11 protein-coding genes are annotated in these 12,740 nt (G+C 68.4%); 7 read left to right on the top strand and 4 right to left on the bottom strand.

The window, feature by feature from the left end; genetic code table 11:
• The first annotated feature begins 39 nt into the window (after positions 1-39).
• From J3P41_RS10890 to J3P41_RS10875, 4 genes are all read left to right on the top strand, one after another.
• Positions 40-834: a DinB family protein gene (locus J3P41_RS10890; protein ID WP_210650314.1), complete on the top strand. Its 795-nt coding sequence runs from the start codon at positions 40-42 to the stop codon at positions 832-834.
• 34 nt (positions 835-868) lie between these two features.
• Positions 869-1,123 carry a hypothetical protein gene (locus tag J3P41_RS10885; protein WP_210650313.1) on the top strand — a complete coding sequence of 85 codons (255 nt, stop codon included), beginning with the start codon at positions 869-871 and terminating at the stop codon, positions 1,121-1,123.
• Positions 1,124-1,192: 69 nt separating this feature from the next.
• Positions 1,193-1,558, top strand: coding sequence for a hypothetical protein (locus J3P41_RS10880; protein ID WP_210650312.1), 366 nt, complete (start codon positions 1,193-1,195; stop codon positions 1,556-1,558).
• Positions 1,559-1,894: 336 nt separating this feature from the next.
• Positions 1,895-2,515: a ribonuclease D gene (locus J3P41_RS10875; protein WP_210650311.1), complete on the top strand. Its 621-nt coding sequence runs from the start codon at positions 1,895-1,897 to the stop codon at positions 2,513-2,515.
• Positions 2,516-2,552: 37 nt separating this feature from the next.
• On the opposite strand, the gene J3P41_RS19405 is transcribed toward J3P41_RS10875, so the two are convergent.
• From J3P41_RS19405 to J3P41_RS10865, 3 genes are all read right to left on the bottom strand, one after another.
• Positions 2,553-2,978: an HIRAN domain-containing protein gene (locus J3P41_RS19405; protein ID WP_374192883.1), complete on the bottom strand. Its 426-nt coding sequence runs from the start codon at positions 2,976-2,978 to the stop codon at positions 2,553-2,555.
• Positions 2,979-3,351: 373 nt separating this feature from the next.
• Complete coding sequence (locus J3P41_RS18685) at positions 3,352-4,269, bottom strand: hypothetical protein (RefSeq protein ID WP_246861932.1); 918 nt, start codon at positions 4,267-4,269, stop codon at positions 3,352-3,354.
• Between the two features lie 278 nt (positions 4,270-4,547).
• Positions 4,548-5,429, bottom strand: a complete 882-nt coding sequence (locus tag J3P41_RS10865) for a hypothetical protein (RefSeq protein WP_210650310.1) — start codon at positions 5,427-5,429, stop codon at positions 4,548-4,550.
• A gap of 211 nt (positions 5,430-5,640) precedes the next feature.
• Between J3P41_RS10865 and J3P41_RS10860 the strand changes: the two genes are divergently transcribed.
• Both J3P41_RS10860 and J3P41_RS10855 read left to right on the top strand, forming a co-directional pair.
• A complete protein-coding gene (locus J3P41_RS10860; protein WP_210650309.1) occupies positions 5,641-6,297 on the top strand; it encodes a potassium channel family protein in 657 nt (218 codons plus the stop codon).
• 123 nt (positions 6,298-6,420) lie between these two features.
• Positions 6,421-7,230 carry a hypothetical protein gene (locus J3P41_RS10855; RefSeq protein ID WP_210650308.1) on the top strand — a complete coding sequence of 270 codons (810 nt, stop codon included), beginning with the start codon at positions 6,421-6,423 and terminating at the stop codon, positions 7,228-7,230.
• 60 nt (positions 7,231-7,290) lie between these two features.
• Here J3P41_RS10855 and J3P41_RS10850 read toward each other — a convergent pair whose 3' ends face one another.
• On the bottom strand, positions 7,291-8,031 hold the full coding sequence (locus J3P41_RS10850; RefSeq protein ID WP_246862105.1) for an HpcH/HpaI aldolase/citrate lyase family protein: 741 nt from the start codon (positions 8,029-8,031) through the stop codon (positions 7,291-7,293).
• A 306-nt stretch (positions 8,032-8,337) separates the two neighbouring features.
• Here J3P41_RS10850 and J3P41_RS10845 point away from each other — a divergent pair, with 306 nt between their 5' ends.
• Complete coding sequence (locus tag J3P41_RS10845; protein WP_210650306.1) at positions 8,338-12,678, top strand: phosphodiester glycosidase family protein; 4,341 nt, start codon at positions 8,338-8,340, stop codon at positions 12,676-12,678.
• The last annotated feature ends 62 nt before the right edge of the window (positions 12,679-12,740 follow it).

Genomic DNA, 12,740 nt, shown 5'->3' with positions numbered 1-12,740 from the left:
CGGACGTCGATCGTCCGCAACGGCTCCTAGCCTGCGGGCATGACCGAATTCGTTGAGCAGGACCTCGCCGGGTCGGCGTTCCACCGGGTCGACCTCTCCCGCAGCGCCTTCCGCGAGGTGCGCCTGGCCGGCGCCGACCTCCGCAACGTCGACCTGAGCGGTGTCCGGGTCCGCGCCGCCTGGCTCCAGGGCGTCCGCATGACCGGCGTCGAGGTGCCCGACATGGAGATCCACGGCGAGATCGTCAGGCTGGTCGTCAACGGGGTCGACGTGGCTCCGCTCGTGGAGGCCGAGCTGGACCGCCGCCACCCGGAGCGGCCCCTGATGCGACCCACCGACGTCGCGGGCTTCAAGGAGGCGTTCGCGACGCTCGACCGGCTCTGGGCCGGCACCGTCGAGCGGGCGCGGGCCCTTCCGCCGGAGCGGTTGCACGAGCAGGTCGACGACGAGTGGTCCTTCATCGAGACGCTGCGCCACCTCGGCTTCGCGCACGCCTGCTGGGTCGACGGCGTCGTGCTGGCCGACCCGTCGCCGTGGCAGCCGCTCGACCTGCCCTGGGACGAGGCGCCGGTCGTCGAGGGCGTCCCGTGGGACCGCGACGCACGTCCCTCACTCGACGAGGTGCTCGACCTCCGCGCGCAGCGGCGGGCCACCGTGCAGGCGGTGCTCAACGACCTGACCGATGCCGGTCTCGAGCGGCGAGTCAGCCCGGCGACGCCGTTCAACAGTGACGCCGAGGACCTCACCGTGGCCGCCTGCCTCACGGTGGTCCTCAACGAGGAGTGGGAGCACCGGCTGTACGCCGAGCGCGACCTGGCGGTGCTCGAGAGCTGAGCGAAGGCTGGCACGCCTTGCCACAATCGGCGGCATGCCGGTCTACCTCGCTTGGACAGCAGCCCCGCCGGACACGCTCGAGGGGCCCTGGACGGAGGCGCGCGAGGTCGCCCCGGGCGTGCTCCTGGTGGACAGCACCGAGTCCCTGTCGGCCGTCTTCCACGCGATCAAGTGGTCACTGCCCGACGACGCCGCGCTCATCGTCACCCCGGTGCCGCAGACCCCGAAGTCCCGCGGCATGGCGCCCGGCACCACGACCTGGCTGCGCGACCGCACCGAGCGCCCCTGACGTCTTTCGCCTGCTTCCACCTCCTTCCAGCTCCTTCCACGAGACGCCGGACGGGCGCACACTGGCGCCATGACTGAGACGCTGGGCGCGCGGCTGGCCGGCGCCATCGCCGCCAAGGACGAGGACGCCCTGCGCGCGCTGCTCGCGGACGACGTGGACTTCAAGGGACTCACGCCCGGCCGGTTCTGGGAGGGCACCGGACCCGACGCCGTGGTGGACGTCGTGTTCGGCTCGTGGTTCGAGGAGTCCGACACGATCGAGCGCGTGCTCGACGTGACGGAGCGCGACGACGTCGCCGACACCTCGCACGTCAGCTATCGGTTCGACCTCACCAACCCCGACGGGACGTACGTCGCCGAGCAGCAGGCCTACTACCGCGGCGGGGAGACGATCGAGCACCTGCGGATCCTGTGCTCGGGGTTTCGGGCGCGCTGAGGGATGTGTGGGGCGGGAGCGCGGAGCGTGTTCGGGTCGTGAGCCTGGTCGTGGCGGCTGGTGACGTCCCCGGGCGGGCGCCGGCCTCGACGCAGGCGAAGAGGCGTCATACCCCCCAGAATGACGTGCCTTTCCGTGACTCTGCGGACGGACTCGTTCTCAGCGAGCTCCGTCATGGGGATGTGACAACTGCGACCATCGGGCCACACGGAGAGCAATCCCTAGACGCCGACGGAAGGATGAGGAGGGTCCGGTCAGCGGCCCTGCCGATGCAGCGGGCGGCCTACGAGGTTGCGATGCTCGCTGAGAGCACGACCATGACTAGAGTCATGTCCCATGGCTGTGACGCTGGTGGAGGGCGATCTACCGGGTGACCTTGTTGCCGCGCTGCGTGCCGAGCGGGTGGTGGCAGTAGACACGGAGACGTCGGGACTCGACTGGCGCGACTCGAAGGTACAGATCTGCCAACTTTACAGTCCTTCGAGTGGGGCCGTGGTTCTGCGAAACGTACGCGGAGTTCCGTCTGGACTCGCCGCCGTCATGAGTGACCCTGACGTGCTGAAGGTGTTCCACTTCGCACCGTTCGATCTGCGGTTCTTGCTCGCGGGCTGGCAGGTGACAGTCGATTCCGTCGCCTGCACGAAGGCGGCATCCAAGCTGCTGCACCCCACCCAACCCGCTGGCGAACACAGTCTTGCCAGACTTGCTGCGCGCTACCTGGATGTGACGCTCGACAAGGGCGCCGTTCGAACCAGCGACTGGGGCGCTTCGACGCTGACCGACGAGCAACTGACGTACGCAGTTGCCGACGTCATGTACCTGCCTGAGCTGTTGAACACCCTTACGCAAAAGCTCGCCGCGGCCGGACTAACGAAGGATTATTGGGACGTGTGTAGGTATATGCCGGTCGGTGCCAGGCTTGAGGTGGCTGGCATTCCAAACCCGCTCACGTACTGATTGGCCTCTTAGCATGACGCCCGTCGAGAGGCGACAGCTACGCCCACCGACCCTCGCGGTCGAACTGAAACCCGTCTGGAGCAGGTACGTCCAGATCAAGCACTAGCCTCAAGTGGGAAGGCGACTCCGGCCCGTTGACCCGGAGGACGCGAGCCTGGATCGGCGCGGCCTCTAAGAGCTCACGAATGCTGGCAGTCAATGACTGCGGTACCCAACCGAGTGGAGTGCCCGACGGCGCGGTTAACGTAACCAACGTGGCATTGGCGTCGTAAGGGTTTTCCATTTGGCGCGCGAAATCCACGGTTGCGCCCGGCCTTAACGATTCCAGTGCAGCCTCGTGCTCAGATCGCGACACTGTGACGGTCCCAGTGGACAGGTGGAGAGGGTGGTCGGGAACGTGGCGTACGCCGCTTGTGAGGAACCGGGCGCGCGCACGACCACCTGACACCACTGGCAGTTCCATGAATTGCAAGGTGTCGCCCGCGCGGTTGCCACCGGAACGCACAATCTGCTCCCACGGAGTTGCGGTAGTGGGGTTCAAGCCGAGGGATGCGATGTAGTTGGCAAAGTCGGGTCGCTCCGCATCCATGACCCGCATCCGGAAGATCGCTGGCATCGTGGCGCTCCGTACACCGTCCTCGAGCGTTCCCAAGCCAGGCAGAGGACGAAATCCTTGGATGGTTGCAGCTGTGCGTGTGTATCGGTACGTGTAACCGTGCTGATCGTGGCTGAGTCGGCCGATTGGGACGATCTCGCGTGTCTCCGGGTGCTGCCAAAGCACGAGAAGTTCGGCGGCGCCGGGCTCGACAGCGGACGGTGTCGCGGCGTCCATGACGTCAGATGGCATCGGTCAACCTCTCGAAGTTGTGGGTGAGTAGTTCGCAGGCAAACCTAGAGGCCACCACCGACATCGCTGGGATAGCGCCCTGTGAGAGGTCCCTGAGCACCTCGTCGAGGTCTAGCGAGCGGAGTTGGGTCGACCAGTGAGCACGGGCATCGTTGCTCCCTAGGGTGAGTGCCTCGGCGAAGAGGTCGACAAGAGTTTGCGCCCGCTTGGCGTTGCCCTCGTGCTCGAATCGCCACGCTGTACCGCCAGATGCCCACTTCGCGAGAGCCCTCTTGTTGCTCAGGGTGATCGCGCGCCTGTCATCGGTCAGGTTGTACCCGAGGCTCGTTGCGTGATCGTAGCTCGGTGCCAACTGGACTGGCAACGTGGTCAAACCGGGAGTAAGCACAGCCCAGTTCTGTTCGTGGCGGTCACGATTGGCGACCAACGCATCGAACATGAGGTAGCCAATGAACACATCGAAAGCGTCCAAGGACGCGGGGCCAGCGAAAGTCGACGGTGCGATGGCGCCTCTCAGCGCAGTCTGGATGTTGTCCAGTCGGTGGCCAGGGCGCTTGACCGAAGGCCGATCTGGGTCGATACCCGGTGCGCCTTCGACATGCGGAAAGTAGTCCGTCACGTGGGGGCACTCCTCGAGCAGTACGTACCCGTTGTACAGGGAATGGCCGTGAACATTCACGTCCTTCGACAGCGAGCCGCGTCGCCCGTTGCGCAGGCATAGTTGGGTTTCTGCGCACGGCACGCCGAGAAGCTTGGCGATTGCGGTACTTACGACCTCAGACCAATCCTCACCCTGCTCAACTCCGTTATCCGGAACAACGGTGTCCTTGTGTAGCCAGCGATCTCCCGTGGCGGGGTCGATGAGCCATGTGGCAACGCTCGTCGCGGCCTTCTCAAGCGAATGCACAGACCAAGCTGACACGTCGTGTCGAACCCAAGCGCCGTTCGCCATCCCTCTCACCCCCGCCTGGAGACCCTAGCGACTAGTCCTCGCCGACGCGGCGCCCGACCCGCCCGCGCCGAGCGGATCGTTGCGGAGTTGCGGCGTCACAGCATCCGCGAGAGACGGCGACCTGTGTTCGGGAGGGTTTCTGTCTTGCGCGGCCGGGGGACAAGTCGAGCGCGTCCTTCCGCCGCCTGTCTGGCGGGCATGGGGCTTGCGGCGGTCGCACTCTGCGGCACCTGTCACCCCTCGGGATTGACGGGAGGCAAGGTGGGGTTGGCTTCTTGGGGTGAATGTGGCACCCATGTACCGACGCGCGCGTCCCACAACAGCAAGCGCTGGTCGCTCGGGTCCGGCGAGCTGCCGGCTGGATGAGCCGCCTCCATGAACTCGCGAGCAAGCCCGTCGAAGACATCGAGAGCTTGGGCGACCACAGCCTCCTCATGTGTGTCTACGATCCCGGTCAGTGACCGTCCGCCGGCTTCGAGCTTGATGTTCACTCGAGTTGGCTTGTGCGTGTCACCACCAGAAGGGGTTCTCCGCCTCCTGAAGAGAACCTTCACTGCGTCCCACAGTGCGCTGCCGAGCGTTCCGGTCGCTATGGCACCTGCCAAAGGGAGCGCGACTGTGACGAAGATCTGCGGGTCCGGAACAAAGCCAAATTGGTATGTGCGCTGCGTTCGGATCTCGTGTTGAGACACGCCACCGTCAACAAGCAGCGCTTCGGCTGCTAGAAGTGAGTCGTCGTCAAACCACGCGTGATCAGCGCTAAGTTCGACGGCCGCACGCTCAATACGGTCGTCTTCCCGACCGTCGAGCGGCGCTCGCACCGCGGCGGACATTCCGGACCGCGTAGTCACATAGTGCGCGTCGTCCGGATGAATTTCGTAGCTCAACTTGAGCCGGTAGAAGCCCTCGGCGCCGTCATCAACCCACGCCCGCAAGTTTCGGACCCGTACCGGTTTCGTCTGGTCGTGGTCCGCTTGCATCGGGACACTTCCAGTATTCAAGGATGCAGCCGCGAGTTCCAATGCGTCTCTGCCGAACTGCAGGCCGCCATACGCGTCGACCGGCTGGCTGGTCATGAGCGTCGCCTCGATTAGCGGCCAGTTCTCCTCGGTCACAGTCGAACCCTTTCACGCGAGGAGTCGTCTCGGCACCAGGCGCTCCGCTTCAGGTCGCAGCGCCTTGCCTGGCCTGAACGTCTCTAGGGCCCGGGTGGGTGGGAGCCAGACGCTGAGGGCTGTTGAGCGTCATTCCGCCGCTTGTCGGGCCGTCGGGCCGATCCCCGTCAGGGACCAGAAGTCGCGTCCCCTGGCGCCTAGGCTGCGCCGCATGACTCGAGTGCAACGCTGGGAGCGACGTGCGGAAGTGCCGCTGCTGATGCTGGCGGCGGCCTTCCTGCTCGCCTACGCCTGGCCAGTGCTGGACCCTCGGATGTCGCCGAGTGTCCGCACGGTGCTCACGGTCGCGAGTTGGACAGTCTGGGCGGCCTTCGCCATTGACTTCGCGGTCCGAATTCACTTGGCCGACGATCGACCTCGCTATGTGCGTTCTCACTGGTACGACGTTGCACTCATCGCGCTGCCGATGCTTCGACCCTTGAGGCTGCTGCGGCTGCTGGCACTGGCTCGCGTGCTCCACCGCTCGACCGCGGGGTCGCTCGTCGGAAAGGTCTCGACATACGTAGCTGGGACAGCGCTCGTGTCGGTGGGGCTCGGCGCGATCGCCGCTCTCGACGCCGAGCAAGATGCACCCGGCGCAAACATCACCTCGTTCGGCGACGCCCTGTGGTGGGCCACAACAACTGTTACGACGGTCGGATATGGCGACCACTTCCCGGTGACGACGTCGGGGCGGCTGGTGGCGGTCGCTTTGATGCTCGTCGGGATTGGCAGCATCGGCGCTGTTACCGCCGGAGTCGCTGCGTGGTTCGTCGGCCAGGTAGCGGCTGAGCACGAGCTGGAGTCCGGTACTGACCACGCCGAATAGGACGTTGGTTGGTCCTCACGCGAGGTGGCTTCCGTTCGGGTGGTCCCTCGGTTCTCGAACAGCGTCCCCAGGCGGGCTGCCGGTCGGCTTGGACCGATGCACCGACCCTCGTGTGGAGTGCTCATGCCCAAACACCATCCGTACTCGCGCCGCGATTTCCGGCGGCGGTGGCGCCTCTGGCTTCGCCGCAACCAGAGGCTTGTAGCCGTCTCCACCGTGGGGTTGATCGGTTTGATCGCCGTCAGCGTCGGTGTGCTGACGCTGCTGCCTGACTCCGGCTTCAGGTGGTGGCTCATGGGGGCGTTGCCGACCGCGTTGGTCGCTGGGTACTTCCACTTGATTCACACAGCCTTCTTGGCGCACGACGCGAACGCCATCTGGCACGTACGTGGGGCCTGGAGCGAGGACAACACCCGCAGCGAACTTCAGCGCGCCAAGCGCAAGAGACTCGTCTGGGGATGGGTGGACAGCCTCGGGCTGCAGCAGGGCGACATCGACCATCTCGTCGTCACACGGATGGGCGGTCTGGTGGCGGTCGATTCCAAATGGCGCAGCCAGGTCCACGACCGCGCCGAGATGGCACGGGCGGCCCACAGAATGCGCCTTCGGGCAGAAGCTTTGACTCGTGACCTGCTGAAGGGTGACTCCCGAGGCACGCGCCGGGCGAGAGTGAACCCGCTCAGCGTCACATCCGTCGTTGTCCTGTGGGGCGCTGCCCAGCACGGAGTGCCGGACGGAGCAAAAGTCGACGGCATTGAGTTCATCGCAGGGAGACGGTTCATGGATTGGCTCGGTCAGCTCGACCGTCAACCCGTCGACCGGCGAGCCGCGGCTGGCATCGTTCGCAGTCTGGAACTCAAGCGTGCCGCGACTGATCAGGCGCGGTCTGCACGAGTAGCCGAGGAACGCGCTACACGGAGAGTCGACGACTGATTGGATCACCGGTCCGCAACGCCACAAGTGGCATGCAGCCGATGCGTCTTTCCGCCACGATCAGGCGTCGCCCGTCCCTCGCTGGCCGCGGGCGACGGCGAGGTGGTGCTTCATGAGCTCACTCAGCGCGACGGAGTCCACGGAGACGGTCACGATGGTTGCTCCCTCAGCGGCATAGCGTGCGGCGTCGTCCCCGTTGTAGGCATGGACACCGACAGGTGTCCCGGCGGAGACGGCCCGGGCGATGATCGAGGACAGGACCTGACGCAGCTCGCCGGCGCGATCCGCGCCTGCGAGCTCCAGGGACAGGGAGAGGTCCCCAGGGCCGACGTAGACCCCGTCCAGACCTTCCACCTGCAAGATGGCGTCGAGGTCGTCGAGTGCTGTCGCGGTCTCCACCATGACGATGACCAGCGGCTGATCGGCTCCGCCTGAGAGGCGGCCGATGGACCGCCCACCGGCTGGGGCGTAGCGGGTGGCGGCGACGACCTGCCGGGCGTGATCGGCGTCGCGCACGTTCGGCACGATGACACCGCTGGCACCGAGGTCAAGGGGGCGACCGACGTCGGCGAACAGCGGGCTGCGTGTCCGCACCAGCGGCATCGAGCCTGCTGCCCTGATGGCTGCGGTGACCCCGGGAAGCTCGGCCTCGGCCACAGCCCCGTGCTGCAGGTCCACGACGACGAAGTCGGGACCCGTCCGTGCGAGGACCTCAGCGCTCACGGCGCCTGGCAGCAGGCTCCACAGCCCATGGCAGGGCTGCCCCTCGGACCACCGCCGCCGTACGCCGTCCTCATTCATGGCCATGCCGACATCTTCCCTTGGCCCGCCCGACAGTGATCGGCAGGTCGACCAGCACGACCTACGCGCAGGAAGTACGTCCTTCCGCCGGCTCAGCCGCCCACGCGCGCGCGCCGATCCTCCACGACTTCAGGCGAGGCACGATCTCGGACCGAGACCCCGGGGACGGCTGCCGCGCCGGACGGAGATTCTTCACCGTCCGTTCGTGTGGGAACAGTTCGGCCGACGGTCGACGGCTCCGGTCGACTGGATGGATGGCGCGGTACCGCGATCGCGGTGTCGAGCACCCCTACACGAGGTTGACGCATGCCCCTCTTGCCCTACCGATCGGGCCGACCACGACTCCGATCCTCCCTCACCGCCGTCACCGCGTCCGCGCTGGTGGCCGGCGTCCTCGGCGGCCTCCCGGCGGCACCAGCCACGGCCGCTCCCCCGTCGGTCACGGCGGACGCCGCAGCCCCCGACTCGCTCTCTCTGGTCGACGAGACGGAGGAGATCGGTCCGGGCATCACCCTGCGCAGCCTCACCTCGGTCACCCCGAAGGGCTGGTACGACCAGCGCATCCTCTCGGTCGACCTCGCCGAGCCGGCCGTGACCAGCGACCTGCTGGCGGGCGAGACCGTGACTGAGCGCAACGCGATCTCGGTCAAGGCCAACAAGGCCGGCGCGGTCGCCGGGGTGAACGGCGACTTCTTCGACATCAGCAACTCTGGCGCTCCGCTGGGGGCGGCGGTCAAGGACAACGAGCTGCTCAAGTCCTCGGACCACGGAGCGTGGGGACACGTGGGGGTGGGCCTCGACGGCATCGGCCGCGCGGTCGACATGGCGCTGGAGGCCACCGCCACCTTCGGCGGCACCAGCCACGTCGTCACCACCCTCAACTCCTCGAACAGCGTGGCGGCCTCCCCGACCGACTCGATCCACGCCTACAACTCCATGTGGGGGACCTACAACCGCGCCGTCGGGGTCCGGGGCGCCCAGGACGTGGCGTCGGTGCTGGTGCAGGACGACACCGTGGTCTCGGTCGACCCGGCCGCTGCCGGTGAGGGAGCGATCCCGGCCGGGGCATTCGTGCTGGTGGGCCGCGAGGCCGGCGCCGCCGCGATCCGCGCCCTGTCCGTGGGGGACGCCGCGACCCTGAGCTACGGCCTGCGCGACGCCGTCGCTCGCGAGATGAAGTTCGTGATCGGGAGCAACCGCGAGCTCGTGCGCGACGGCGTCGCCCGTCCGGACTCCGAGCTCGACAACGACGTGCACCCGCGCACCGTCATCGGGTTCAAGGACGACGGCCAGACGATGCTGCTTGTCACCAACGATGGCCGGCAGTCGCCCGTCCTCGGCATGACGATGCGCGAGCTGGCGGCGTTCATGGTCAGCCAGGGCGCCGAGACGGCCTGGAACCTCGACGGCGGCGGCTCGACCACCATGGTCGCGCGCTCGCTCGGCGAGTCGGGCGTCACCGTCCGCAACGTGCCCTCCGACGGCGGCGAGCGGCTCGACCCGAACGGGGTCGGCGTCTTCGTGGCCCCGGGCACCGGCAAGGCCGAGCAGCTCGTGGTCACCCCGGGCACCGGCGACGCGAAGGTGTTCCCCGGCCTCCACCGGACCCTGAGCGCGAAGGCTGTCGACGACCACCTGACCCCCGTCCCGCTGGCGCCCGGCGCCGTGCGGTGGAGCACCTCCGCCGGGGCGATCGACGGCGGGTTGCTCGCGGCCCCCGCGACGGCCATCGGCCCGATCACCGTCAGGGGCACCACCGACGGCGCCGCCGGCCAGGCCCGGGTCCGGGTCCTGGGCCCGCTCCGCACTCTGGAACTGTCCAGCAACCGGATCGCCATCACCGACCCGGTCCCCGCCAACGCCGTGCAGCTGCGGGTCACCGGTCGCGACGCCGCGGGCTTCACCGCTCCCGTCGAGTCCCCCGACCTGGAGCTCGACTACGACCGGGCGGTCGTCAGGATCACGCCCTCGGGCACCGGCCTCAAGATCACTCCGGTCGCCGACGGCGGCACCGTGCTGGTCCTGCGCGCCGGGGGCCAGACGGCGAAGCTGCCGATCACCGTCGGGGTGCAGACCGTGCGCCCGTACGCCTTCGACGACGAGTACGCCGGCAACGGACGCTGGACCACGAACGGCACCGCCGGCTCGACCATCGCGATCACCAAGGTGGCCGAGGGCCTGCGGCTGGACTTCAACGCCGCCCGCAACAAGGGCATCACCGCGGCCGGGGTCCCCAGCCGGTGGGTGGAGATCCCCGGGCAGCCGCTGCGCGTGCGTCTCAAGATCAAGTCCGACGTGATGATCCCGTCCGGTCTGACCTACGCCGGTTTCTGGGACGCGGCAGGCAAGTCCATCGGTCTCTACGGCACCGGGCTGGTGGCCTCGGACCAGTGGCAGTACGTCACGTTCACCATCCCCTCGACCGCGACGTTCCCCGTCCGGTTCAACTCGTTCCAGGGCATCAACACGGCCGTCGATCAGCAGAAGCCAGGACACTTCATCTTCGGTGGGGTGGAGGCCGACGTCCCCTCGCAGATCGAGCTCCCGGCCCAGGACCCGCTGCGGTCCGACCCGCTCTTCTCCGCTGACGGGAGCATGGAGGAGGGGCAGGACTGGAGCTTCGCGACCCTCTCGGACGTGCAGTTCACCGCCTCCCAGCCGGAGCTCACCAAGGTCGCGGTCGCCGCACTCGCCCGGATCCGCGCGCAGAACCCCGACCTGGTCGTGCTCAACGGCGACATCATCGACCGGGGCCTGCCCGAGGACGTCGCGCTGGCGCGCGAGACCCTCGAGGCGGGCGGCTGCGACCTGATCGCCGTGGGTGAGGAGCCCGCGCCCGAGAGCACCCCGGACCCCGCGTCGGGCACGGTGCCCTGCTACTACGTGCCCGGGAACCACGAGTCCTACGGCGTCAACAACGTGCAGTCGACCCTGGCGAGCTGGACGGCCGAGTTCGGCCGCCCGTTCCGCACCTTCGACCACAAGGGCACCCGGTTCGTGCTGCTCAACAGCGCGCTCGGGTCCCTGCGCGGCTCGGACTGGGACCAGCTGCCGATGCTCGAGGAGGCGCTGGCCACGGCGGCGGACGACGCGAGCATCAGCAACGTCATGGTCTTCGCCCACCACCCGGTCCGCGACCCCGCCGAGACGGCCTCGAGCCAGCTCGGCGACCGGATGGAGGTGCGACTGATCGAGAAGCTCCTGTCCGACTTCCGCGCCGGGAGCAACAAGGGCGTCGCCATGGTCGGCGCGCACGCGCAGATCGCGAACGTGCATCGCACCGAGGGCGTCCCCTACGTCGTGCTCCCGACGGCGGGCAAGGCGCCGTACGGCGCGCCCGACCGCGGTGGCATCACGGGGTGGCTGAACTGGAACGTCGACCGCGACGCCTCAGCGGGCGAGCGGTGGCTGACCGCCGACGTCCGGGCCTTCTCCCAGGAGACGGTGGTCAACGCACCCGAGGCACTCGAGGTGAGCCGCACCGCCACGCTCAGCGGCCACGTCGTCCAGCCCTCCGGGGTGGTGGCCGGGAGCCGGGTCGTGCCACTGGCCTACCCGATGTCGGTCCACTGGTCCGGCGACCCACAGCTGGCCATCGGCTCCGGTGAGGGCGCCGTCGCGGCGGCCCGGAAGGCCCGCAAGGTGGCCATCCTGGACCCCGAGACCCGTGCGCTGACCGGCCTGCGGGCCGGCTCGGTGACGCTGACGGTCACGAACGACTCGATGCGTGAGCTCACCGACGCCGCCTCGCTGGCGCCCGTCACGGCCGAGCGCACCGTCCAGGTGGTGCCGTACACCGGTCCCGGGGCACGCATCGACGCGCCCGCGCCGGTGTTCCCGTCCCAGCCGGTGGGCACGGTCGGCGTGGGTCAGCGGGTGGTTGTGACCAACAGCGGCGACGAGCCGCTGCGGATCAGCGCTGTCTCTCTCGGCGGTACCGGCACGAGCCCGGCCGGCGAGTTCGTCCTGGCGGGCCAGGACTGCGTCGACGTGACGATCGCTGCCGGAGCGGCGTGCGAGGTGCTGGTGCGGTTCTCGCCGTCCACGGCCGACACGACGTCGACCGGCGAGCTGGTGCTGGAGGCCAACACGCCGGAAGGACAGGTCGAAGTCCCGCTGACCGGATTGAGCACCGCTCCGGTCCAGGGCGAGCCCGGCGAGCCGGGCGAGGACGGCCCAGTCGGACCGATCGGTCCGCAGGGTCCGCAGGGGCCGGGTGGCGAGTCCGGCGCACTGGGGCTGACAGGTCCGCAGGGTCCGGTCGGCGTGCCGGGTGCGACGGGCCCCCAGGGTCCCCAGGGTCCCCAGGGTCCGCGCGGTCCGCGGGGCTCCGTCGTGTTCGAAGCGCGGAAGCGGGTCGTCACGGTCCAGCGCGGGGACGAGGCGCGGCTCGCGTTCATCCTCCGGAACAAGACCGCGAGCACGTTGCGGTCGACCATCCGGGCACGCGCACCGAAGGCGCTGCGTGCCACGGGCACGCGGGTGGTCACGATGAAGAAGGTGCCGGCCGGAAGCACCCGGCACCGGGCCTTCCGGTTTGCGATCGGCGACTCGGCCCGCCTCGGTCGTCACCGCGTCATGGTCGAGATGACGATCGGCGACCGTGAGGTGACCCGCAGCGTGATCGTGAAGGTGCTGCGCGGCTGACACCGGTTGAGGATCTCGACGACCCCCGCCCTGGATCCCAGGGCGGGGGTCGTCTGGTCATG

It is taken from the genome of Nocardioides sp. SYSU D00065 (assembly GCF_017916425.1).
GTDB lineage: Bacteria > Actinomycetota > Actinomycetes > Propionibacteriales > Nocardioidaceae > Nocardioides.
This window is presented reverse-complemented; position numbering and strand designations above follow the sequence as displayed.